This window comes from Paraburkholderia sp. (assembly GCF_047605525.1).
Lineage (GTDB): Bacteria > Pseudomonadota > Gammaproteobacteria > Burkholderiales > Burkholderiaceae > Paraburkholderia.
In genome coordinates this window covers 1-25,281 of sequence record NZ_JASGFN010000037.1, presented here as the reverse complement: position 1 = coordinate 25,281, position 25,281 = coordinate 1, and the positions used below count along the sequence as shown (strand labels likewise).

Annotated in this window: 15 protein-coding genes; 14 read left to right on the top strand and 1 reads right to left on the bottom strand. The window is 66.3% G+C overall.

Annotation, left to right across the window (positions count from 1 at the left end):
• Nucleotides 1-30: 30 nt before the first annotated feature.
• The 7 genes from QM685_RS33960 to QM685_RS33930 all read left to right on the top strand — a co-directional run bounded on the left by QM685_RS33960 (nucleotide 31) and on the right by QM685_RS33930 (nucleotide 8,438).
• Nucleotides 31-2,058, top strand: a complete 2,028-nt coding sequence (locus QM685_RS33960; protein WP_415123632.1) for an alpha-glucosidase — start codon at nucleotides 31-33, stop codon at nucleotides 2,056-2,058.
• A complete protein-coding gene (locus QM685_RS33955) occupies nucleotides 2,055-2,852 on the top strand; it encodes a TSUP family transporter (protein ID WP_415123631.1) in 798 nt (265 codons plus the stop codon). Before QM685_RS33960 ends, QM685_RS33955 begins: the two co-directional genes overlap by 4 nt.
• A gap of 19 nt (nucleotides 2,853-2,871) precedes the next feature.
• Complete coding sequence (locus tag QM685_RS33950; protein ID WP_415123630.1) at nucleotides 2,872-4,620, top strand: IlvD/Edd family dehydratase; 1,749 nt, start codon at nucleotides 2,872-2,874, stop codon at nucleotides 4,618-4,620.
• A 23-nt stretch (nucleotides 4,621-4,643) separates the two neighbouring features.
• The gene (locus QM685_RS33945) at nucleotides 4,644-5,480 is read left to right on the top strand and encodes an HpcH/HpaI aldolase family protein (RefSeq protein WP_415123629.1); all 837 of its coding nucleotides are present in this window, start codon (nucleotides 4,644-4,646) and stop codon (nucleotides 5,478-5,480) included.
• Between the two features lies 1 nt (nucleotide 5,481).
• Complete coding sequence (locus QM685_RS33940) at nucleotides 5,482-6,375, top strand: aldose 1-epimerase (RefSeq protein WP_415123628.1); 894 nt, start codon at nucleotides 5,482-5,484, stop codon at nucleotides 6,373-6,375.
• Entirely contained in the window at nucleotides 6,372-7,187 is an 816-nt protein-coding gene (locus QM685_RS33935) for an SDR family NAD(P)-dependent oxidoreductase (protein WP_415123627.1), read from the top strand. The genes QM685_RS33940 and QM685_RS33935 overlap by 4 nt, the downstream gene beginning before the upstream one ends.
• A gap of 90 nt (nucleotides 7,188-7,277) precedes the next feature.
• Nucleotides 7,278-8,438: a porin gene (locus QM685_RS33930; protein ID WP_415123626.1), complete on the top strand. Its 1,161-nt coding sequence runs from the start codon at nucleotides 7,278-7,280 to the stop codon at nucleotides 8,436-8,438.
• Between the two features lie 100 nt (nucleotides 8,439-8,538).
• Here QM685_RS33930 and QM685_RS33925 read toward each other — a convergent pair whose 3' ends face one another.
• Complete coding sequence (locus QM685_RS33925) at nucleotides 8,539-11,628, bottom strand: autotransporter outer membrane beta-barrel domain-containing protein (RefSeq protein ID WP_415123625.1); 3,090 nt, start codon at nucleotides 11,626-11,628, stop codon at nucleotides 8,539-8,541.
• Between the two features lie 985 nt (nucleotides 11,629-12,613).
• On the opposite strand from QM685_RS33925, the gene QM685_RS33920 reads away from it, so the two are divergent.
• The 7 genes from QM685_RS33920 to QM685_RS33890 form a co-directional block, all read left to right on the top strand.
• Entirely contained in the window at nucleotides 12,614-14,113 is a 1,500-nt protein-coding gene (locus QM685_RS33920; RefSeq protein ID WP_415123624.1) for an aldehyde dehydrogenase family protein, read from the top strand.
• A 140-nt stretch (nucleotides 14,114-14,253) separates the two neighbouring features.
• Complete coding sequence (locus QM685_RS33915; RefSeq protein WP_415123623.1) at nucleotides 14,254-15,426, top strand: NAD(P)/FAD-dependent oxidoreductase; 1,173 nt, start codon at nucleotides 14,254-14,256, stop codon at nucleotides 15,424-15,426.
• Between the two features lie 29 nt (nucleotides 15,427-15,455).
• Entirely contained in the window at nucleotides 15,456-16,664 is a 1,209-nt protein-coding gene (locus QM685_RS33910) for a PLP-dependent aminotransferase family protein (protein WP_415123622.1), read from the top strand.
• A gap of 271 nt (nucleotides 16,665-16,935) precedes the next feature.
• Nucleotides 16,936-18,750, top strand: coding sequence for a DUF2138 domain-containing protein (locus tag QM685_RS33905; protein WP_415123621.1), 1,815 nt, complete (start codon nucleotides 16,936-16,938; stop codon nucleotides 18,748-18,750).
• On the top strand, nucleotides 18,751-19,473 hold the full coding sequence (locus QM685_RS33900; RefSeq protein WP_415123620.1) for a DUF1175 domain-containing protein: 723 nt from the start codon (nucleotides 18,751-18,753) through the stop codon (nucleotides 19,471-19,473).
• Nucleotides 19,470-24,341 (top strand): alpha-2-macroglobulin family protein, encoded by a 4,872-nt coding sequence (locus tag QM685_RS33895; protein ID WP_415123619.1) that lies wholly within the window; start codon nucleotides 19,470-19,472, stop codon nucleotides 24,339-24,341. The genes QM685_RS33900 and QM685_RS33895 overlap by 4 nt, the downstream gene beginning before the upstream one ends.
• A gap of 200 nt (nucleotides 24,342-24,541) precedes the next feature.
• Nucleotides 24,542-25,281: DUF2300 domain-containing protein (locus QM685_RS33890; RefSeq protein ID WP_415123618.1), on the top strand; the 740-nt coding region annotated here is incomplete at its 3' end.

Sequence of the window (25,281 nt, the reverse complement as noted above, 5' to 3'; positions counted from 1 at the left end):
CGCAGCAAGTACCAGGCAAGGACGAAACTGATGAACTGGCAGACAGATGCAAACGGTGGCCTCGTGCTGCGCATCGCGAACCGCGTGCTGTTCGAGCACACGCCGCGGGCGCCGGCGGTGTTCGTCGGGCACGGCACGCCGAAGGTCGACATGTATCGCGGCAACTTCGACATCAGCGATTACGTCGAGGAACGCGTCGCGTTGCGCGACGCGCGGCTTACGCATGACGCCGATGGCAGCGCGCGCATCGAGCTGGCCCGTCAAGCGGGCGCGCCGGCCGAGTTGACGATCGTCGCGCGGCCCACCGCGAACGGCGTGCATCTGGAGCTATCGACCGGCTCGGCGCTGAACCGCGTGTGGTGGCGCGTGCCCGCCGAGGCCGACGAACACGTATGGGGCTGTGGCGAGCAGATGTCGTATTTCGATCTGCGCGGCCGGCACTTTCCGCTGTGGACGTCCGAGCCCGGCGTCGGCCGCGACAAGAGCACGCATCTGACGTGGCAGGCCGACGTGACCGCGAAAGCGGGCGGCGACTACTACCACACGAACTATCCGCAGCCGACCTTCGTGTCGTCGCGGAAGTACTGTCTGCACGCCGACACCACCGCGTATGCCGATTTCGATTTCCGTCATGACGCATGGCACGAGTTGCAGTTCTGGGCCGTGCCCGAGCGGCTGGAATTTATCGTCGCCGACGATTTCGTCTCGCTCGTCGAGCGCATTTCGCTGCGCTTCGGCCGTCAACCCGCGCTGCCGGGCTGGGTGATGGACGGCGCGATCCTCGGCCTGAAGAACGGCCGCGATCACGCGCAGCAGATCCTCGAAGCGAGCCGCGCGGCGGGTGTCGCCGTGAGCGGCTTGTGGTGCGAGGACTGGGTCGGCATTCGCCAGACTTCGTTCGGCAAGCGCCTGTTCTGGAACTGGTGCTGGAACGACGAGCGCTATCCCGATCACGATGCATGGCGCGCGCGGCTGAAGCAGGACGGCGTGCGTTTTCTCGGCTACGTGAACCCCTATCTGTGCAACGACGGCTCGCTGTACGAAGAAGCGCGCGCGGCCGGTTATCTGGCGACGCGTAAAGACGGCGGCGACTATCTGGTCGACTTCGGCGAGTTCGATTGCGGCGTGGTCGACTTCACGAATCCCGCGGCGGCGCGCTGGTTCGAGGAGCGCGTGATTCGCGGCGAGATGCTAGAGCGCGGTCTCGACGGCTGGATGGCCGACTTCGGCGAATACCTGCCGACCGATCTCGCGCTCGCGAACGGCGTCGACGCGCTGCTGATGCACAACGCGTGGCCGACACTGTGGGCCGAAGTCAACGCGCGCGCGGTCGCCGCGGCGGGCCGTACCGGCGACGCGCTGTTCTTCATGCGCGCCGGCTATACGGGCGTGCAGGCGCATTGCCCGCTGCTGTGGGCCGGCGATCAGTCGGTCGATTTCACGCGCCACGACGGCTTGCAGACCGTGATCTGCGGCGCGCTGTCGTCGGGGCTGCTCGGCAACGCGTATCACCATAGCGATATCGGCGGCTATACGAGTCTGTTCGGCAACGTGCGTACGCCCGAGCTGTTCCAGCGCTGGGCCGAGATGGCCGCGTTCACGCCGGTGATGCGCACGCACGAAGGCAATCGTCCGGCCGAAAACTTCCAGTTCTGGCAGGACCCTGGCGTACTCGCGCACTTCGCGCGCATGACGCGCCTGTTCGTCGCGCTGAAGCCGTACGTGCAGGGTCTCGTCGACGAAGCCGCCGCGCGCGGCCTGCCGTTGCAGCGGCCGCTGTTCCTGCACTACGAGCACGACGCCGCGACCTACGCGATCCAGGACCAGTACCTGTACGGCCGCGATCTGCTCGTCGCGCCCGTGCATGCGGCGGGCGCGTCGCAATGGAGCGCGTATCTGCCGGCCGGCGATGCATGGACGCATCTGTGGAGCGGGGTCGACTACGACGGCGGCCAGCGCGTGACGGTGATCGCGCCGCTCGGCGAGCCGCCGGTATTCGTGCGGCGCGGCGCCGCGCGGGCCGCGCAATGGCTCGCGCTCGCGAAGGATCTCGGATGAACGCCGCGGGTTTCCTGCATCACCTGATGTTCGCGCTGTGCGTCGCACTCGCGACGTTCACGCAGAGCCTGACCGGCTTCGCGTTCGGGCTCGTGCTGCTGGGCCTCGTCGCGGTGTTTCATCTCGCGCCGCTACCGGTCGCGGCGAACGTCGTCACGGTGATGGTGCTCGCGAACGCCGCGCTGCTCGTGCGCGGAATGCCGGCGCTGCCGCGCCGGTTCGTCGCGCCGACGTTCGGCAGCAGCCTCGTCGGCGTCGCGCTCGGCGCGTTCCTGCTCGCGTGGCTGTCCGATAACGCGATCGGCGTGTTGCGCGTCGTGCTCGGGCTGGCGATTCTCGCGTGCAGCGTGCTGCTCGTCGTGCAGACGAAGCCACGCCCGCAGTTGTCGCAACCCGGCGCGTTCGCGTTCTATGGCGTGCTCTCCGGCGTGATGGGCGGCGTGTTCGCGAGCGCCGGGCCGCCGATGGTGTTTCACATGTATCGCCAGCCGCTCGACCGCCTGATCGTGCGCGACACGCTGGTGCTGATTTTCGCGGTGAACGCGGTGTTGCGGCTTTTCATCGTGTTGCAGCAGGGCCGCTTCGGCGCCGATTCGGTCGCGCTCAGTCTCGAAGCGCTGCCGGTCGTGCTGCTCGTCACCTGGCTCGCGCGCCGTTATCCGCCGGGCTGGTCGCCGACCGCGGTGCGCCGCGTCGTGTTCGTGCTGCTGGCCAGCGCGGGCGCAAGCCTCGTCGGGCCCGCGATGACCGCGACGCTCGCCGCGCAGCACGCGCAGTCCCAACCTTCTTCCTAAGCCAACGGCGTTCTCTATCGTGCAAGACAAGCTCAAGCTCAAACAACTCGCCGATCTGCGCAGTCAGCGCTGGCTCGCTCCCGACGACATGCGCTCGTTCGCGCATCGCCAGCGTCTGCAGCAGATGGGTTTGCGCCGCGAGGAATTCATGTCGCGGCCGGTGATCGCCATCATCAATACGTGGAGCGATCTGTCGCCGTGTCACGCGCATCTGCGCGAGCGCGCGGAGGCCGTCAAGCGCGGCATCCTGCAGGCGGGCGGCATGCCGTTCGAACTGCCGGCGATGTCGCTCGGCGAAGTGATGGTCAAGCCGACCACGATGATCTACCGCAATCTGCTCGCGATCGAAACCGAGGAGCTGCTGCGTTCGCTGCCGATCGACGGCGCGGTGTTGATGGGCGGCTGCGACAAGACCACGCCGGGTCTCCTGATGGGGGCGCTGTCGGCGGATCTGCCGTGCATCTTCGTGCCGGCCGGCCCGATGCTGAGCGACCGTCATCGCGGCCAGGTGGTCGGCGCGGGCACGCATACGAAGAAGTTCTGGGACGAATACGTCGCGGGCAATCTCGACCAGCCCGAATGGATTTCGCTCGAAGCGCGCATGACGCGCGCGCCGGGCACCTGCAACACGATGGGCACCGCCAGCACGATGACCTCGATCGTCGAGGCGATGGGCTTTACGCTGCCCGGCGCGACCAGCATTCCGGCAATGGACTCCGCGCATCCGCGCATGTGCTCGGCGAGCGGCGAGCGCATCGTCGGCATGGTGTGGGAGGATCTGAAGCCGAGCCGCTTCTTCGACCGCGCGGCCGTGGAAAACGGCATCGTCGCGTATATGGCGCTCGGCGGCTCGACCAACGCGGCGATTCACACGATCGCGATCGCGGGGCGCGGCAACGTACCGTTGACGCTCGACGAGATCTCGCGCGTCGGCGCGAATATTCCGGTGCTCGCCGACATCTTCCCGTCGGGCGCGCGGCTGATGGAAGACTTCTATTACGCGGGCGGCTTGCCGGCGCTGCTGTCGGAGTTGAAGCCGCGTCTGTCGCTCGACTGTCTGACCGTGAACGGCAGGACGCTTGGCGAAAACCTCGCGGCTTTCGAGGCGGGCATGCGTCCGCAAGGCGAGGACGCGATCCGTCCGCTCGGCAATCCCGTTACCGAAGGTTCGGCGCTCGCGGTGCTGCGCGGCAACCTCGCGCCGTCCGGCGCCGTGATCAAGCCGAGCGCGGCGAGCCCGCATCTGCTCAGGCATCGCGGCCGCGCGCTCGTGTTCGATTCGATCGCCGAGATGAACGCGCGGATTCACGCGCCCGATCTCGACGTCGATGCCGACACCGTGCTCGTGCTGCGCGGCGGCGGCCCGATCGGCGCGCCCGGCATGCCCGAGTGGGGCAATCTGCCGATTCCGAAGAAGCTGCTCGCGGCCGGCGTGCGCGACATGCTGCGCATTTCCGACGCGCGCATGAGCGGCACGCATTACGGCACCTGCGTGCTGCACGTCGCGCCCGAGGCGGCGGCGGGCGGTCCGCTCGCGCTGATCCGCACCGGCGACATCATCGAGCTCGACGTCGAAGCGGGCCGCCTCGACGTGCTGCTGTCCGCCGCGGAACTCACGGCTCGCCGCGAAAGCTGGCGCGCGCCGCCGAAGCCGCGGCAGCGCGGCTACATCCGTCTTTACGTCGATCACGTGACGCAGGCCGACCAGGGCTGCGACTTCGATTTCCTCGCCGGCTTCGAAGAACCGGTCGAACCGCCCATCTTCTGATTCTTCCGATTCCAGGACACGTCATGAACCAACGACTCAAGCAGGACCCGACGCGCAATGCGTTTCGCGATGCGCTGAAGGCGCAGCCCGGTACGGGCACGATGCGCGCCAAACCGCTCGGCACGTGGCTGATGGCCGCGTCGCCCGCGAGCGCCGAAGGGCTCGGCCATGCCGGCTTCGACTGGCTGCTGATCGACATGGAGCACGTGCCGCTCGAATTCACCGACGTGCTGCATCTGCTGCAGGCGGTCGACTGCGGCGGTGCGGCGCCGGTCGTGCGGCTCGCGAAAACGGATGCGACGCTCGCCAAGCGCGCGCTCGACATGGGCGCGCCGACCTTGATGTTCCCGTTCGTGCAGAGCGTCGAAGAGGCGCGCGCGGCGGTTGCCTGCACGAAATTCCCGCCGCTCGGCACGCGCGGTTTCGCGGCGATGCATCGGGCGAGCCGCTATGGCACGTGGAGCGAATTCGGCCGGCGCGCGAACGAAGCAACCGCCTGCATCCTGCAACTCGAAACGCCGGAAGCGATCGCGCAGCTCGAGGCGATTGCCGCGGTGCCGGGCGTCGATGCGCTGTTCGTCGGACCGGGCGATCTGTCGGCGGCGATGGGCAAGATCGGCAACCTCGCCGATGCCGAAGTGCGCGCGGCGCTGGCCGATTGCGCGCGCCGCGCGAACGCGGTGGGCATCCCGATCGGCATCGTCGGGCCGACGCCGGCGATGGTGCGCGAGTTCATCGAGATGGGCTACGACTTCGTCGCGATCGCCTCGGACATGGGCATGATGATGCGCCAGGCCAACGCGTTCATCGCGGAGCTGACGGACGCGCAGCCGGCCGCCAATGCAGGCGGCCCGTACTGAGATGCGTATCGCTCACCCGCTGCTCGAATTGACCAGCGACGTATGGCGCGTGCGGCTCGCGCCGTCGCTCGGCGGCTCGATTATCGATGCGCGCTGGCGCGGCCATCACGTGCTGCGGCCGACGACCGAGGAACATCTCGCGGCAGGCAACGTGCGCAAGACGGCGTGCTATCCGCTGGTGCCGTTTTCGAACCGCGTCGGCAGCGCCCGCTTCGATTTCGACGGTCACGCGTACGCGTTGCACGCGAACTTCGCCGACGAGCCGCACGCGGTTCACGGCGTCGGCTTTCAGCGCGAGTGGTCGGTGCAATCGCACGGCGATGGCGCGCTCGATCTGCGTCTGAACCACACGCCCGATCGTTCATGGCCGTTCGCGCTCGACGTGCGCCAGCGTATCGGCATCGCCGGCGACACGCTCACGCTGACGATGAGCGTGACCAATGCCGACTCGCGCCGCGCGCCCGCCGGTCTCGGCTGGCATCCGTTTTTCCCGCTGCATGCCGGACCCGGCAAGACCCGGCTCGCGACGCAGTGGGACGCGATGCTCGTCAACGGTCCGGACAACCTGCCGGGCGCGCGCGTCGAGCCGCCCGCGCTGCAAGCGCTCGACGACACCGTCATCGACAACTGCTTTACCGGCTGGAGCCGCGCTGCGTCGATCGATACGCCGCATCACCGCATCCATATCGACGCGAGCGACACGCTGCGCTGCGCGGTGCTGTTCCGCCCCGAGCGCCAGCCGTTCTTCGCGTTCGAACCGGTGAGCCATCCGAACAACGCACTGAACGGCGTCGAGCCGGCGATGCACGTGCTCGAACCGGGCGCGACGCTCGAAGGGCAGATGCGGCTCACGCTCACACCGCAAGCAATCGATTCTCGAAGGAAACACCCATGACATCACGGCCACTTTATCCGGGCCTCGCGGGCCACGTTGCATTTATTTCCGGCGGCGCGTCCGGCATCGGCGAGGCGCTGGTCGAAGCGTTCTGGGAGCAGGGCGCGCAGGTTGCGTTCTGCGACATCGACAGCGCCGCGGGTCTTGCGTTGTGCGAACGCCTCGCCACCGCGGGCGACGACCTGGGCGGCGAGAATCGCGTGAAGCGTCTGAAACCCTGGTTCGCTGCCTGCGATGTGCGCGACATCGACGCGTATCGCGTCGTGCTCGACGATGCCGCGCGCGCGCTCGGCCCGATCCGCACGCTGGTCAACAACGCGGGCCGCGACACGCGTCATGCGCTCGGCGATCTGAGCGTCGAGATGTGGCACGACATGCTCGCGGTGAACCTCACGCATCACGTGTTCGCGACGCAGCGCGTCGCACCGGCGATGCACGCGGCGGGCGGCGGCGCGATCGTCAATCTCGGCTCGATTTCGTGGCTGCGCGGGCGGCCCAACCTGATCGGCTACACCGCGTCGAAGGCGGCGATTTCGGGCATCACGCGCACGCTCGCGCGCGAGCTCGGCGAACAGAACATCCGCGTGAACGCGGTGCTGCCCGGCGCGGTCGTCACCGAACGGCAGAGCGCGCTGTGGCGCGATGCCGCCGCCGACCGGCAGTTCATCGACCTGCAATGCCTGAAGTTTCGCGTCGAACCCGCGCATATCGCCGACTCGGTGCTGTTTCTCGCGAGCCCGCAGGCGGCGGCGATCACCGGCCAGAACCTCGTCGTCGATGCGGGACTCGCGCAGGTGTCGGTGGTCGGGTGACGCGCAAGCGCCGCGGTTGCGCGGCGATGCAGTCGGATCGAAGTTTGTTGGCGTGATTAAAACCAGAAATACAAGTTTGGAGACGCTTTGATGGCAGCCGAAAAGAAACTCTCGCAGTATCGCCACGCGCAAGCTCGCAGCATGCGTGACCACACTAACGGGCAGCGGCGCGGCAAGCCGGCCAACGGCATCGCACTATGCGCGCTCGCGGCCGCCTGCGCTGCCGCCGCGCCGGCGGCGCGCGCGCAATCGAGCATCACGCTGTACGGCATCGTCGACGCGGCGGTCCAGTACGGCAAGTTCAACAGCACCGTATCGCCGACCGCGATGGCCGCGAGCGGCAACCTGCAGGCGTCGCGTTTCGGCTTTCGCGGCAGCGAGGACCTGGGCCAGGGCTATCGCGCGAATTTCCAGTTGGAGACCGGCTTCAACACCTATACCGGCGTGGGCGGCGGCTCGACGATGTTCAACCGGGGCGCGTCGGTCGGTCTGTCGAGCACGCGCTACGGCAGCATCGACGCGGGCAGCCTGTATTTGCCGATCTACTGGGTCTACCTCGGCTCGGACGTCGCCACCTATGGCCTGTCGAACCCGGCCGCGATCATGTCGCTGCAGCACACGACGACGCTCGGCAAATCCGGCACCGGCGGCTTCTATCAGAATGCGGTGCGCTACCGCACGCCGAACACGCTCGGCGGCTTTTCGGCTGAACTCGGCTATTCGTTCGGCTCGCAGAATGCGTCGGGGCAGACCGCCGACGGCCGCAACATCGGCATGAACATGCAGTACGCGAAGAACGGTCTGATGCTCGGCTACGGCTTCAACCGCTACCAGTACTACGAGAACACGACGACGTTCACGCCGTCGTCGCAACTGACGCAGATCGTCGCCGCGACGTATCAGATCGGCAACAACGTGTTCGGCGCGAACTACCTGTACTCGAAGCGCACCGACTCGACCGCCTGGTTCGCGTCGTCGTTCATGGTGAACGCGAAGATTCCGGCCGGCCCCGGCGATATCGAGCTCGGCGTCGCGCGCCGCATCGAGAATGCCGAAGCGCGCGCGATGGCCTACAACGTCGGCTATGTGTACTACCTGTCGAAGCGTACGCAGCTATACGGCTACGCGGCGCGGATCACCAACAACAGCCATTCGACCCAGGGCTTCGCGCTGCTCAACCCGACCTACGCGGCTGTCACGCCGGGCTTCAATCCGTGGGTGGTCACCGCCGGTCTGCGCACGTCGTTCTGACCGCGCGCGAGGACGGACGGCCCGCCCGGCGCGGGCCGCCGCGCCTTTGCTTCGGATCTCCCGCGAATTCCCTGCCGCCCTTGTCAACCCGCGCGCGTCGTTACCACGACCATCTCACTCCCGCATTGCCGGTCACCACACGCTGGTGCTCACCGCCGAAGTTCGACAGATAGCTCGCGGTCGCGAACACGCTGCCATGCTTCGTCAGTTGCGCGACGAGCCCCACGCCGACCTGCCCCATCGTCTGGCCCACAGGCGTGCCCAGCGTGGTCGTGCCGCCGAAGGTCGTTTTGTCGTCGGCGCCGAATGCGCGCAGCACGTTCACACGCAGATACGGCTTCCAGTTCACGCCGCTCGCGTCGAACGTCCATTGCAGCCGCGCGCCGATGCGGCCGAGGAACGTGTTGCCGTTATTCCATGTGACGTCCGAGATGCCGTCGTTGAACCTGTCGAGCGAGAGCCATTGCCAGACCAGTTGCGCTTGCGGCTCCAGCGTCAGTCCGTACCCGAGGGCAATCGGCAGACCCGCTTCGATGGACCCGGTGAACGCGTTGCCGTCGGTCGAGCCGCCGACGTTTTCGTTCGAGTGCGTGCGCACCGTTAGCGCGCTGCCCATTGCGACCGCATCCGTGTACCAGCCACCCGCGCCGATGTGCGTCCAGTACCCGCCCAGACTGTATGCGTTGACCTGCAGCGTGCCGGCGCCATAGCCGTACTGGCCCATCGCCAGGCCGTCCACGTCGCCCACCGCGCGCGAGAACCCCAGCAGGAAGCCGTAGTGATTGCGTGCGCCGCCCGGCTGGTTGTCCGCGTAGAGGTCCTGGCCGATCTGCATGCCCCAGACCGAGCCGTCGAACGAAGGCTTCACGTCGCCGCTCTGCGAGATGTTGCTGTAGCCGCCCCAGGCACGCGCCCATGACGCCGGGACAGTGCCGCTTTCAGTCAGGAGCCCTTGTTCGCCCTGGCGGTCGTGGAAGGTGTCGATCTGCAGGATGCCCAATTGGCGCGCGACGCTTGGCGCTTCCGTATAGAGCGGCACTTCGGGGCGGTAGACCGGCACCGAGTCCTTGTTGGCACTCGGGTTCGCATTGGCTGTCGGCTCCAGGCCGGCCTCGGCGCTCGCCACCTCCTCGGCGATCGGCGCCGGGGTGCCGGGAGCCACGACGATGGGTGTCTGCTGCCCCGCAGGCGGTGTGGGCGTACCCGGCGGCGAGGTTGGACCGGTCGGCGGCGTTTCGGTCGACGCGGGGATCGTATTGCGCAGATACCAGCTCTCGCCCGTTCCCGCACTCTCGCCGCCCTTTACGAGGAAGTACTCGTATGCACCGGCCTTGATCGTGCCGCCGCCCGAGAGCGAGAAGGCGCCCGGATTTGTCGTCGCGCCGTTCGCGGCCTGCACCACCTGAATGCCGTCGGTGAGCGTGGGCGCGCCGGGGCCGCCCGCGTTCTGCACGTTCAGCGTGCTCGTGCCGCTCGCCGTGCCGCCGCTCACGACCAGCTTGTCCGACGGCGCGCCGTCGCCGGCCAGATACGTGTTCAGCGCGAGCGTCGCGTTCTGGCCGACATAGTTGCCCGCTACGGTGAGCGTATTGCCCACGCCATTGGTGCCGGCAAGCTGCGCGAGACCCGCGTTCGTGAGATTGCCGTTGATCTGGAAGTTGCCTGTCGGGCCGCTCGCAAGACTCGCAAGCGCGTTCGCAACCGAAATCGTCCCGCTGTTGGCGACGTCGCCGGTCACGCTGCCATAGCCGCCCAGTGTCGCGCCCGCCGCGACCGCCACTGGGCCGCCGCCGGACAGCGAGGCCGACGCGCTCGAGCCGTCGCCGACGACCAGCGTGCCTTCGTTCACGTCGGTGCCGCCTGCGTAGCTGTTCTCGCCGTTCAGCGTCAGTGTCCCGGAGCCCTGTTTCGTGAGCGAACCCGCGCCCGTGATGTTCTGCGCGATCGTGGAGTCGAAGCCCTGCGTGTCGATCGTGCCATTGCCCGGCAGCACCGATATCGGCCGCGTGCCAGCCAGATCGAAGCTGCTGTCGAGCTGCAACGTGCCGCCGTTGAACGCCAGGCTGCCCGTCGGCGCGCCGATCGCGCTGTCGGCGGAAATCGCGAGCACGCCCTGATTCAGGACGGTGCCGCCCGAATACGTGTTGCCGCCCGCTGCCGTGGGTGCGAGCGTGAGGGTGCCCGCGCCGTCTTTCTGCACCGCGCCGACACCCGTAATCAGGCCCGCGTAGGTGCCGTCCACATTCTGGGTGAACTGGACGAGGCCGTTGTTGTTGACCGTCGGCGGCAGGCTTTGCGCGGGCGCCTGCAACGTGCCGGCCGGATCGACCACCACCTTGCCCGTGTACTGCGAGTTATTGCCGTCCAGCGCGAGGATGCCCTGCTGCACTTCGGCAACGGTCACGCCGATGATCGAGCCGGTCAGCGTCCACATGCCGCTGTCCTGCTTGTAGAGCGACTGGAAATTCCTGATATTGCCGGGCAGCGTGCCCGTACCGGTACCGTTCAGCGTGATGAGGTTGTTGCCCCCGCCACCGTCGAAGTTGCCGGTGATGATCGAACCCGTGTACAGGTGCAGCGTATCGCTGCCGCCCGCGAAGATCAGGTTGCCGATCACCTGGCCGCGGTTCGTGAAATCGACCGAACCATTGCCTGATGCACCGATCACATTGCTGGGCGCCTGAATGACGCCCGTTGCGTTGTTGATGACGGTATTCAGGCCCGACGTATTCTGAAACCAGATGGCCGCCGAGTTGACGCCGCGAATCGTGCCGTTGTTGATGATCGTGTTGCCGCTGCCTTCGGGGTTCACCGCTTCGGCCTGGCCTTGCGTGCCGGCCGAGATGACCGTCGCGCCTTGCTGCACGGTCAGCGTGCTGTTGTTGCGGAAGTCGATCGTGTTGGCGCCGGTGCCATATAGCCCGTTGTTCGTCCTCGCCGTGTTCTGCACCAGCGCGCCCGAGTTCACCGTGATATTCGCGTTGTCGCCGAGCGCGATCGCTGTCGCGTCCCCCACGACCACCTGCGCGTTCGGCTGAAGCGTGACGCTCGCGCCCGATGGTGCGGCAGGTCCGGCACCGATCGTCGATGCCCAGGGCGATGGAGAACTCGTATCGCAGGTCGTTGCCGTACCGCTTGTCGTGCAGTTGGCGAACACGGGCAACGGCAGGAGGGCGAGATTGGCGAGCACGGCCGCGCACGCGGCCGATATCCGAGGTTCGATGTGCTGTGGAATGACTTCAGGAGGGGGAAATGCGCCAGAATTCTTCTGGAAAACAGGTTGTCGAATTGAGCGTTTACTGCGCATACGACCTCCCGAATAAAAATTTGGTAAGTTCCCCGTAAGTTTAGATTTGGTTCACAATTTTTCGTAATAATCGGGAAGAATATTTGATATTTCCTGTATTGCCAAGAATCGGTAAATCGGCTATGCCGCAATAAGGCCGCGCCGTAAAATTTACGTTGCGATATCGCTCTCTACGGCTGTGGGCGGTAGCAGAGTGTCCTGGCAAATGGGAAAGCAACGAGGTCTACAGCGAGGGCTTCTTTTCGGGAATCAGGCAGCGGCCTCTATTCGAAGGGATTAGGAAATATGGGAAACATTTCGGTAATAGTAATTACCTGAAAATTAGATATTGGAAGGAAATAAATGAATGGCTCAGCCTCACGGATTTCTATTTCCAGATCCAGAAATATCCCTAGAACTTTTGTTTTACCGGGGAGTGCAGTCGCAAAAGAATGGGACGATAGTCAATTACGTTCGGACAGGAGTAGTTGATCAGGTCCGGCGCATGGTTAATTAGTCGGCTCTAATAGTTCGTCCTGATCGGCGCTGACGCTTACGCTGAGCCAGTTCCGGTCGAGTTTGCCGCCTGCCTTCATATAGGGATTTCCGAAAAGAAACGATGTTTCTTATCATATCTCTCCGTTCGTAGCGTGGAACTTATCCGAAGAACTGCCGCGCCGCCGTAGAAACCGGGTTTTAGCGATGCTTGAGCAGATGTGGCTGTCGCCCATCCGGCAAAGGATTCGGCGAGATATCAGGCTGCCGCGTCCAGAGCTGATCCCGCGCTGTGTCCGCTTCTGACCGGTAGCTTCACCTTGCCGCCATAAAAGCCCGCGTGTATAGTTTCCGAACTTACTCTTGTTTCGCATCGGAAATTAAAGGGGTTCAAATGGACGCGTCCACCATCCTCGCCGATCTCGGCATTGCTCAAGCCGCGCAAGCCGGCGACATCGCGGTTCATTCGCCGATCACCGGCGAGCTCATCGGCCGTGTGGCCAGCAACACGGTGGCGCAGGTCGACGCGGCGCTCGCGCAGGCCAACACCGCCTTTGCCGCGTGGCGCAACGTGCCGGCGCCGCGCCGCGGCGAGTTGGTGCGGCTGCTCGGCAACCGTCTGCGCGAACAGAAGCAGGCGCTCGGCAGCCTCGTGTCGCTGGAGACCGGCAAGATCCTGCAGGAAGGCATGGGCGAAGTGCAGGAAATGATCGACATCTGCGATTTCGCGGTCGGTCTGTCGCGCCAGTTGTACGGTCTGACGATTGCGTCGGAGCGCCCCGGTCACCGGATGGCGGAAACGTGGCATCCCATGGGCACCTGCGTCGTGATTTCGGCGTTCAATTTTCCGGTCGCGGTATGGTCGTGGAATGCGGCGCTCGCGCTGGTGTGCGGCAACGCGGTGATCTGGAAGCCGTCGGAAAAGACGCCATTGAGCGCGCTTGCGGTCAACAGGATTCTCGAAGATGCGCTGAAGGAATTCGGCGACGCGCCAGCCGGCCTGACCGCGCTCGTGATCGGCGGCCGCGACGTCGGCGAGAAGCTGGTGGCCGATCCGCGCGCGTCGATCGTCAGCGCGACGGGCAGCACCGAAATGGGCCGCAAGGTCGGCGTCGAAGTGGCGAAGCGCTTCGGGCGCTCGCTGCTCGAACTCGGCGGCAACAACGCGGGCATCGTCACGCAAACGGCGGACCACGAACTCGCGATGCGCGGCATCCTGTTTTCGGCGGTCGGCACGGCGGGTCAGCGTTGCACGACGCTGCGGCGTCTGTTCGTGCACGACAGCGTGTACGACAAGACCGTCGAGCGTCTGAAGCAACTGTATAGCCGCGTGCCGATCGGCAATCCGCTCGAAAAGGGCACGCTGATGGGTCCGCTGATCGACCGTCAATCGTATGACCGCATGCAGGAAGCGTTGCAGCAGGCGAAGGCCGAGGGCGGCAAGGTGACGGGCGGCGAGCGCGTCGAGGTGAAGGGCTATGAGGGCGGCTACTACGTGCGTCCGGCAATCGTCGAGATGCCGTCGCAAACGGCCGTCGTGCTGAAGGAAACCTTCGCGCCGATTCTATACGTGCTGCGCTACGCCGATTTCGCCGATGCGGTCGACGCGAACAACGCCGCGCATCACGGTTTGTCGTCGTGCGTGTTCACGAACGATCTGCGCGAAGCGGAGCGCTTCCTGTCCGCGTCCGGCAGCGACTGTGGGATCGCGAACGTCAACATCGGACCGAGCGGCGCGGAAATCGGCGGCGCGTTCGGCGGCGAGAAGGAAACCGGCGGCGGCCGCGAGTCGGGTTCGGATGCGTGGAAGGCTTATATGCGCCGCGCAACCAACACCGTGAACTATTCGTCGGCGTTGCCGCTCGCGCAGGGTATCGACTTCAATCTCGCTTGACGCCTGATAAGCGCGAACGTCGTGACGTGTGCGGCGGGCAATGTGTTCATGCGCTGCCCGCCGTTGCGCGCGCTTTCCATTCTGCAATCCGTTGCGCCGCCCGGCGTTCCTGAGCGGCCACGTTACTCGTGGAGCAGGACGTGAGTTCCAAAGTCGTGATCGTCGGCGGTGGGGTGATCGGCAGCTCGATTGCGTATTTCTTGCGGCTGTCCGATCCGGCAGTCGGCGTCACGGTGATCGAACGCGATCCGACCTATGCGTGTTCGTCGTCGGCATTGTCGGCGGCGTCGATCCGTCAGCAATTCTCCACGCCGCTCTCTATTCAGATGTCGCTGTTCGGCATCGAGTTTCTGCGCTCGATCGGCGAACGGCTCGAAGTCGACGGCACGCGGCCGTCGATCGATCTGCACGAGGGCGGCTACCTGTTTCTCGCGACGCCCGCTGGTGAAGCGACGCTGCGCGAGAATCACGCGCTGCAAAAAAGTCTCGGCGCGGACATCAGCCTGCTCGACCGGCACGGTTTGCAAGCGCGCTTTCCCTGGCTCAACACGGACGATCTCGCCGCCGGCGCTTACGGCGAAAGCGGCGAGGGCTGGTTCGACGGCTACGGTCTCGTGCAGGCGCTGCGCAAGAAAGCGCAGTCTCTAGGCGCACGCTATGTCGCCGCGGACGTCACCGCGCTGCATCGCGATGGCCGGCACGTCACGCAGGTGCAAACCGCGGACGGCGAGCGCCATGCGTGCGACGTCGTCGTCAACGCGGCCGGCGCCTGGTCGCGCACGGTCGCGCGGATGATCGGTATCGACCTGCCGGTCTATGCGCGGCGCCGCAGTATCTTCAACGTCACGTCGCCGGCTCGGCTCGAACGCTGTCCGCTGCTGATCGATCCGAGCGGCGTGTACTTCCGGCCCGAAGGCAATTCGTATATCTGCGGCACGTCGCCGTCGCCGGAAAACGATCCCGACGATCTGCCGCTCGACGAGGTCGATCATGCGCTGTTCGACGATGTGATCTGGCCGACGCTCGCGAACCGCGTGCCGCAATTCGAGGCGCTGCGCGTGCAGAACTGCTGGTCCGGCTACTACGAATACAACGTGCTCGACCAGAACGCGATCATCGGCTGTCATCCGGATGTCGATAACTGCATCTTCGCGAATGGCTTCAGCGGACACGGTTTGCAGCAAGGGCCGGCGACGGGGCGCGGCATCAGCGAACTGATTCTGCACGGCCGTTATACGACGCTCGATCTGAGCGCGCTGAGCTTTGCGCGCGTGCTCGAAAACCGGCCGATCGTCGAGAAGAACGTCGTCTAGTCATCCCACGACTACAGGCTGCCGTCACCATGTTCTCGTTCAACCCCGCATTCGAAGCGCCGAGCGGCTCGCCGATCCGCGAGCTGTTCCAGTACCTCGCGCGGCCCGGCATGATTTCGTTCGCCGGCGGCTATCCGGCCAGCGATCTGTTCGACCGTGAAGGACTCGATGCCGCGGCGGCGCGCGCGTCGCAACAGCCTGTGCTGTGCCTGCAATACGGCCCGACCGATGGCCTCGCGATCCTCAAGGAACAACTCGCTCGGCTGATGACCCGGCGCGGCACGCGGTGCGCGCCGCAAGACCTGCTGGTGACGACCGGTTCGCAACAAGGCTTCGATCTGCTGTTGCGCGTGATGGTCGCGCCCGCCGATGTCGTGCTCGTCGAGCAGCCCGCGTATCCAGCGACGTTGCAGGCGCTGAAGCTGCAACAGGCCGACGTGGTGACGGTGCCCGTCGATCAGCACGGCCTCGACGTCGCCAGGCTCGCCGTGTTGCTCGAAGCGGGCACGTTGCGCCGCGCGCCGAAGTTGTTGTACACGGTACCGACGTTCGCGAATCCGACCGGCGCGACGTTGTCGCTCAAGCGCCGGCTCGCATTGCTGAAACTCGCCGCGCGTCATCGGTTTGTGATCGTCGAGGACGACCCTTATGGCGATCTGCGTTTCGACGGCGCCGCGCTGCCTTCGCTCGTCGCGTTGAGCGAGCAGGTGCCCGGCTCGCGCGACTGGGTCGTGCATTTTTCGAGTCTGTCGAAGATCGTCGCGCCGGGTTTGCGCGTCGGCTGGATGCTCGCGCATGCGGAGATCGTGCGCCGCTGCGTGGTGGCCAAGCAGACCGTCGATCTGTGCAGCGCGCCGTGGACCCAGGCGATCGCCGCCGAGTATCTGGCGAGCGGCGCGCTCGAGCGGCATCTGCCGCGTATCGTCGATGCGTATGCCGTGAAATGCCGCGCGCTATGCGATGCGCTCGGCGCGCATCTCGCACCGCACGTTGCGTTTCATCGGCCGGCGGGCGGCATGTTCGTGTGGGCGCGGCTGAAGGCGGGGGGTGACGCGTCCGATTATCTGCGCGTGTGCATCGAACAGAACGTGATGTTCGTGCCCGGTGTTGCGTTTTATAAGGACAGCGTGGATACGGCCGCATTGCGTTTATCGTTTGCCGCACCGGGGGTGGCGGATATAGAAACGGGTGTGAATAGAATGAAACAGGCGTTCGAAAAGTTTTTCGACGGGAAATAAAATCTGATCGCTCCAGGAAGGCCAGCGGAACGTGTGAAACAGCCCGGCGAGCATCTAAAGTGCAGCCGGGTTTTTTTATTCGACTCGAACCAGTTACTGTTGTGAATCGATAAAAATATGGCCGATTGTCAAATTGCGGATGCGCGTGGTTTTAGTGAAAAAATATCGGTTATCATCGCGCCTTCAATACCCGATACAGCAGGTTTTTAAATCCTGACTGGCATCCGCGTTTTAATACCATCCATCGCATCGACCCAGAAGAAGAAATCAGATGAAGATGTCGCGAAAAAAGATGGCAATTCTGATCGTCGGTCTTCTGGTCGTGGCCGGCGTGATCGTTCAGGCGGTGTGGCGTCCGTTCGCGCATCGCAAGGCCGCGCAGAGCGCCGCGGTCGCCCTCGATATTCACCATCCCGATGCGGTCATCGACAGCGAAGCGCTGTCGCGGCTGCCGCGCGACATCGTGCGTGTGCCGCTGCTGCACGACGTGCTGACGCAGGACTTCGTCGACTACTACGAATCGGATACGACGCGCCTGTCCGCCGAGGGCGCGTTGCGGCGGCTCGCGTTCGAGCACCAGCTCGACTGGCGCGACGAACTGGTGCGCCGCGTATTCGACGAACCCGCGCATGTGTTGCTGTGGCGCTCGCCCGATGGCCGGCTCGGCTACTGGCTGATGTCGATCCATCGCAATGGCCTCGCGAAACTGCTGCAAGGGCTCGGCAACGTCGCCACGAGCGACGCGCAGTTGAGCCAGGTCGCGAAGCTTGCCGGCGACGTGCCGGTGTATGCGCTGAAACTCGCGGTCGGCCGCACGCTGCTGTTCGCCGTGAAGGATGACCGTCTCGTGGTGCTGTCCGCGCCCGGCATGCTGCTCGACGAAAAGGGCGGTCTGCTCGGCGAGCGTGCGGATGCGGTGTCCGACATGCTGTCGTCGGGCCGCGACGATGCGGCGCGCGCGTACAGGCTCGATGCGGCGGGCGATGCGCCGAAGGGTCATCGGCTGGTGGTGTCGGCCAACTATCTGTCGTTCGGTTATCAGGCGTTTTTCTCGGGCATCGACGCGCTGCGTTTCGATTTCGCGCCCGGTGCTTCAGCGAACGGCAACGCCGCCGCGACGTGGAAAACGTGGGCGCTGATCGAGCCGGACAAGCTGCCGCGACAATGGAACAGCGCGGACCTGTGGCACGCGTTGCCGGCCAATCCGGCGGCCTGCGCGAGCTTGCCCGCGGATTGGCGCGATGCGTCGGCGCTGCTCGCCAGGGTCGTCGATAACGGCGCGCAGGGCGCGGCCACGATCGGCGATCAACTCGCGGGTCCCGCGGCGGTCTGCTGGTATGCGAAGTCCACGCTGCTCGCGCCGGTGTTCGTCGCGCGCGTGAAGACGCAGGACGCAGCGGGCAGCGCCGCATTGAAAGCCGCGCTCGGCAAGACTTTCAGCGACGTGATCGGCGCGTATGAAGCGAAGGCCACGCCGGCCGATGGCGCGAAGCCGGGCTATCTCCGCCTGCCGGTCACGATGCGTCAGCAGGGCGCGGACGTCATCGTGTGGCAGCGGCCGGTCAGCGCGCGTTCGGGCACCGCGCTTGCCGGCAAGGCGTCGTTCGCGGCGCAGTTATCGGCGGAGCGTTATTTCCCGGTGACGCTCGCCCTCGCGCACGGCTATCTGATCTTTTCGCCGGACAGCCGTCTCGTCGACGACACGCTCGCGGTGCTCGACAAACGCTATCCGGCGCTCGCCGATACGCTCGCGCCGCAGCGTCTGCCGCGCACGATTCTGACGCTCACGCCGTCGTCGGCCGCCGCGCTGATCGAGCGTGAAGCGGGCGCCGCGCTGCCGCCCGATCAGGAAGCGGTGTTCCGCAACGCGTCGCGCACGCATCTGGTGCCGAAGCTGCATGCGCTTGCGCACTATCCGCCGGTGTCGTTGACGCTGCCGCCCGATTTGCCGGGGTCGACGGGGTGGGTGCCGGTGGAGTGGTGGTTCGATCGCGCGCGGGGCGATGCCGGCGGAACTGCGGCACCGGACAGTGACGCTGGCGGGCTCGAGGCGCCGGTGGATCAACCCGGCACCGAGGCTGACTAGGTGAACCGCCTTCGCCCAAAGGATGCGGCGCGGCCCGACACCGCGCGCCGCCTCTGGCTGGCCCACGCAGCAGCGCTGATCGTGCTCGCCGGCACCGCACCCGTCGCACGCGCGCTCACTTCGACGACCGCGCTTCCCGACCCCGACGCATTCTCGCCGCAGCAATCGGCCGCGTTCCGCGCATGGTTCGCGCGCATCGTCGATCAGCAGTTGCGGCGCGGCCCGACGCCGCGCTGGACGCAGCGTGATTGCGCGGGCCTCGTGCGCTTCGCGGTCGGCGAGACGCTGAAGCCGCACGACAACAAATGGCTGCGCGCGAACGGCATGACGAGTCTCGCGGACGCGAGCAGCATGCCGCCCGAGCTGCAACTGTCGGCGTCGCAGCGCACGATCGCCAACCGCTGGACCCAGCTCGACGGATCGACCGGCGCGTACGCGTCGGCGATCGCGCTGATCCAGCGCAACAGCCGTTTCGTCTCGAAGGACATCAATCAGGCGCTGCCGTGCGACCTGCTGTTCTTCGACCAGGGCGACGACCAGCATCTGATGGTCTGGCTGGATCGCTACATCGCTTATCACACCGGCACCGTTACGCCGACCGATACCGGTCTGCGCGCCGTCGCCGTTTCCGACCTGATGCAATGGAAAGACTCTCGCTGGCAGCCGCGCGACGGCAATCCGAATTTCGTTGGCGTGTTCCGTCTGGATTTTCTGACACCATGATGCGAAGAATCGAGCGCGGCAGTTTCATCGGCTTCATCGAGGCGGCGACCCGCTCGCGTGGTGTATGTCGTCGCGCGGCATGCCTGCTCGCCGCACTGTTCGCGGTGCTGACACTCGCGCTCGCTTTCACATCGCCGGCCCGCGCCGACGACGACGCCGCATCGGACAACACCGCCGATGCCAACATCGCCGCGAACCCGACGCTGCAATCCGCGCCGCCGAGCAACTACGGTTCGCAGAAGGTCGACGGCCAGCCGTTCTTCCTGCTGTCCGACGCGAGCTTCGGCAGCGATCAGCTCGCGCAGGTGCGGCTCGAAGCGCCCGGCCGCGATTTCAAGGACGCGTTGCAGCCGTACGGCGGCGCGGACATCGTCGTGTATCGGGTGCCGAAGCCGCTCGAATTTCTGAAGGCGCAAAAGAATCTGCATCGGCTGAACATCGCGCCGAACTATCAGGGCGAAGGGCTCGCGAATACGCTCGCGTATCTGTGGGACCGGTGGTTGACCGAAGCGCGCCGCGCGTGGCAGCGCGTGCTGTCGTTCGCGACGCGCAGCAAGGCGACCGAGGCCGCGCCGCAATTCAGGCTCGGCGAGCAGACCGGCAAGCAGACGCAGTTCGAGCCGCGTTCGTCGTTCGCGCCGTTGAAGGGCTACGACGTGGTCGCGCGTTTCCGCTATCCGATCTGGGACGCGAAGGTGATCGAACCGCCAAAGGGCGTCAAGCTCGAAGGCAGCAGCAGTAACTTCATCGAGGCGAGTTCCGGCAACGTGATGATTCCGGTCGGCAAGCTGCCGCCGGGGCTCTATATCGTCGAGGCGGTGATCGGCAACTATCGCGCGCATACGCTGCTGTTCGTGTCGGACACGGTGGCGGTCGTGAAGGCGGCCGCGGGCGGCATGCTCGTGTGGACCGCGCGGCGCGACAACGGCAAGCCGGTCGCGAATACCGACGTGAGCTGGACCGACGGCGTCGGCGTGCTGCAAAGCGGCACCACCGGTGGCGACGGCGCGCTGCTGTTGCAGCACGTGAGCCCCGAGCGCAGCTACGTGCTCGGCGTCGATCCGCAAGGCGGCGTGTTCGTCTCCGAGAATTTCTATTACGACAGCGAGATCTACAACACGAAGATCTACGCGGTGACGGACCGGCCGATGTACCGGCCCGGCGAGACGGTGCACGTGAAGTTCGTCGGCCGCACGTTCCAGAACGCGACGCAATCGTCGGCGGCCGCCGCGGCCGATATCAGGCTCGACGTGCTCGATCCGAACGGCGCGCCGGTTGCGACCAGCACCGTGCATTTCGCGTCCGATACCGGCGCGGATACCGCGTTCACGCTGCCCGCCGACGCGACCGCCGGCGGCTATACGTTGCGCTTCGATTATCTCGGCGACGTCTATGGCAGCGCGTTTCGCGTCGCCGAATACGTGAAGCCGCACTTCGACGTCAACCTCGCGATGGACAAGGCCGACTACGCGACCGGCGAGCCGCTGAAGGGCAGGATCCAGTTGCGCTACCCGGACGGCAAGCCGGTGCGCGACAGCAGGATCTCGGTCACGCTGCGCGCGCAGAAGGTGACGATCGTCGACGGCGAATTGCGTTACTCGGGGCTTTTTCCGGTCAAGCTCGAACAGCAGGAGCTGAAGACCGACAGCGACGGCAACGCGAACCTGACGCTGCCGGCCGCGCAGGAGCCGAGCCGCTACGCACTGACGCTGTTCGCGCAGGACGCCGCCGCGTACAAGGTGCGGGTGACGCGCGAGGTGCTGATCGCGCGTGGCGCGACGCCGTATCGGTTGAGCACGGCGAAGTCGTTTACGCAGCCGAAGGAATCGGTCAGCTTCGATCTGCAACCGCTCGGCACGGTGGACGCTTCGTCGCACGCGCCGGCGAAATGGCAATGGACCCGCCTCGAGTCGCGGACGCAAGGCGAAGGCGCGTTGAAGAGCGCGAGCGCGGGCGGCAAGCTGTCGTTCCCGGTACGGTTCGACGAACCGGGCTCGTACATGCTGTCGGTGAAGGACGATGAGGGCAATCTGCTCGCCGCGACGAGTCATTGGGTCGCGGGCGACGGGCTGAAGGCGATTCCGGGCAGCGTCGAGATCGTGTTCGACCGTGACCGCTACAGGATCGGCGATACCGCCGAGGCGCTGATCACGTTCCCGATGCCCGTCGACGATGCGCTGCTCACGCTCGAGCGCGACAACGTCGAGCGCCGCGCGCTGCTGAGCACGGGCGGCGACTGGCTGCAACTGCAACGCGTCGCGCCGTCGCAATGGAAGGCACGCATCAAGGTCGGCGCGGACTTCGCGCCGAACATGACGTTCTCGGTGCTGTACGTGCATGACGGCCAGTACGTGTTCCAGAACGCGGGCATCGTCGTCGCGCAACCGCGGATCGAACTGAACGTGAAGAGCGACAAGCCGGTGTACGGGCCAGGCGACACCGTCACGCTGAATTTCGACAGCACGCTGAACGGCAAGCCCGAAGCGGCCAATCTGACCGTCAGCGTGGTCGATGAAATGGTCTACGTGCTGCAGCCGGAAATCGCGCCGGACATCGTCGACTTTTTCTATCATCCGCGCCGCAACAACGTGCGCACGTCGTCGAGCCTGTCGTTCATCACCTATGACCTCGCGCGCGCGCCGCTGAAGGGCGCGCCGGGTGGCCCGCAGCGCGCGAACTACAACGAGCGTGGCGTCAAGGTGCTGGAACGTCCGCGCCGCGACGAGCAGGACACGGCCGCGTGGGAAGCGAATCTGAAGACCGACGCGAACGGTCACGCGACGATGAGCTTCCGGATGCCGGACTCGCTCGCGCGCTGGCGCATCACCGTGCGCGCGGCGGCGCCGGACGGCATGGTCGGGCAGCGCACCGCGTACGTGCGCTCGGACAAGGCGCTGTATCTGAAGTGGAGCGGCCCGACGCATTTCCGCGCGGACGATCAGCCGGCCGTCGACATGATCGCGTTCAACCAGACCGATGCCGATATGGACGCGCAGTGGGTGGTGAACGGCGGCGGCCTGGCGCTGAACCAGAAGGTCACGCTCAAGCGCGGCGCGAACTATCTGCGTTTGCCGAGCGGCGCGCTGAAGGCCGGTGTGATCGACGCGACGCTGCGCGCCGGCGGCAAGGACGTCGATCGCCTGCAGACGACGATCCGTCTCGACGCGAATGGCTGGCTCGATCTGCATCAGAACACCGTCGCGCTCGATAGCGCGGGCAAGCCGCTCAATCTGCCGGCCGATGCGCAGGACGTTCGCGTGCGCTTCATCGGCAACGCGGCGAGCCAGTTCCTGCGCGTCGCCGACGATCTGATCGACTATCCGTATGGCTGCGCCGAGCAGACTTCGAGCCGGCTGATTCCGCTCGCGCTCGCGCACGACACGCTCGGCCGCGGCGGCGACGCGAGCGCGACGCAGGGGATCGAAGCGCTGTTGCGCAATCAGCGTCAGCGCCTCGCGATGCTGGCGGGTGTCGGCGGCACGTTCGGCTGGTGGGGCGATACGACGGGCGGCAGCGCGCTGATCACCGCGTACGCGTATTACGCCGACTGGCTCGCGAGCCGCGGCCTCGGCATCAGCCTGCCCGCCGATAACTGGCAGCACGCGATGGATGTCTATCGCGACGCGGGGGCGAAGGAGCCGCTGCTGCATCGCGCGCTCGCGCTGTGGTTGCTGCAGCAGATGGGGCTGCCGGTTGCGACGCCGGTCGCCGGTGTCGCCGAGGATCTGCTGAGCGACGCGGCGGCGCTCGCGAACGACAAGGCCAACGGTGGCGCGAGCGCGGCGGCGGCCAACCGCAGAGGTAACGGCAACGGCAGCGGCAGCTATGGCACGGCGGACAGCATCGTGTTCGCGCAGGCCGATTCGCCGCGCGGCAAGCAGATGGCGACGCTGCTGGTCGCGAGCATGGCGCGCGGGTCGAATGCGACGTTGCCGGCGGGCTTCGATACGGCCGTGAGCGACGCACGCAGCGCGCTCGCCAACGATCCCGCGCCGCTCGTGCAGAGCCTGCTGTTCATGACCGGCTCGGGCGCTGCCGATGCAGGCGCTGCGCCGGTCGATCCGGCCGCGTTGCTCGCGCAAAGCAGCGCCGACTATCCGACGATCGATCGCGCGTTGACGCTGCTGTGGCTGCGCAAGGCGCTCGGCGGCGACGTCGCGGTTGCGTCGTTGCCCACGCTGCAAGGCGCGGACTGGACGCGCACGGCGACGCCGACCGGCTCGCCGCTGTATCGCTGGACCGGGGCCGCGCCGCCGGCCACGCTCGAGGCGGGCGCGCCGCGCGGCGACGTCACCGCGCTCGTGTCGTTCCGCAGTCATACGAGCGAGGACAGCCGGCTCAACATCACGATCGCGCGTCGCCTGTACAAGCTCGAACCGCTCGATGTCGCGGCCGATTCGAAGAAAGCGGGTGCCGGCGCAAGCCAGGCCGGACGAGCGACGTTCAGCGCGCGCCTCGTGAAACCGGGCGACGCGATCGACAGCAACGCGCTCTACGTCGACGAAGTCGCGCTGACACCGCGTTCGGGCAATGCGTACCACTATGGCCTCGTCGACGTGCCGCTGCCGCCGGGCGGCGATGTCGAGGCGACCAGTTGGGGCGTGTCGATCGACGGCCTGCCGGGCGCGAAGGACGGGAGCGGTCCGCAGCCGTTCCAGCGCGTCGCGTCGTACGAGATGGGCGAACTCGCGTATCACCAGCCGGTGCCGCTGCTCGACCGGCCGGTCACGTTGCGGCAACTGGTGCGCTTCTCGTTGCCCGGTACGTTCACGCTGCCGCCGGCGCGCTACTTCCGGATGTATCAGCCGGACGCGAAGGCGTTCGAGGGCGGCAGGAGCGATCACATGACGGCGTTGCGGATTCAGTAGGCGAGGTCGCGATGTTTGGGGCGCGTGGGCGGATGGATGATCGATTGGCGGTGCCGTCGCGGCTCGGGTTCGCGGTGGGACGGTGTGCGGGTGGGATGAGTGCTTTGGTGTGGCTAGCGGTTTCGGTTCTGGCGTTGATTCTTGCTTCGGCGTTGGCTGCGGCTTCTTCTGTACCCGCTTCGGCTGCCGCCGCGACTTCGATGCGGGAATCGACTCCAGCCGCACGCACACCGGCACGAGCCATCGGCACGAGCGCGACAAAGTCCACGATCTCGCCGCTACCGCCTCTGCGCTTCGCGTGGTTGCGCGACAACCAGAGCCAGCTCTGGCAAACCGACGCGAGCGGCGCGTCACTCGCGCTGTCGCCACGAGCCGCGCAGCCGTTGCCCGCGACGCTGGAAACGCCACTCGGCAGCGTCTGGAAGCTGTTCGTCTACGGCTACCTGGTGGACCGCAACGTCGCGACGCCGGACTACGTCTGCAACGGCGGCGATCCCGACGAAGTGTATTGCTGCATGACGGGCGGCCACGTCGACCGCGAACACGCGCTCGTGCAATCGTGTGGACTTTATTTCAACCCCGCGCGCCTGCAACTCGATTCCGCGGACTGGCGCCGCTACTGGACGGCCGCGCACGCGCCGGCCTGGCTGCGCGATCTTCACGCGATGACACCCGCGCGTCGCGTGCCGGTCGCCGATCTGCTCGCCGCGCTGCAGTCGATGCCCGCGCGGCCGCGCGAAGCGGCGGCGAGCACGCTCGTGTCGGTGCTGACGAGCGGGCGCGGCGAAGGCACGGTGTCGCTGTACGGCAGCATGCTGCGCGCGAAGACGTGGACGATGCCGGATCCGGCGCGGCCGGGCGCGTCGATCGGCGGCGCGGCCGGCTGGCTCGCCGACGGCACGCCGGTGTGGCTCGGCGGACCCGGTGGCAGCGCGCGCGT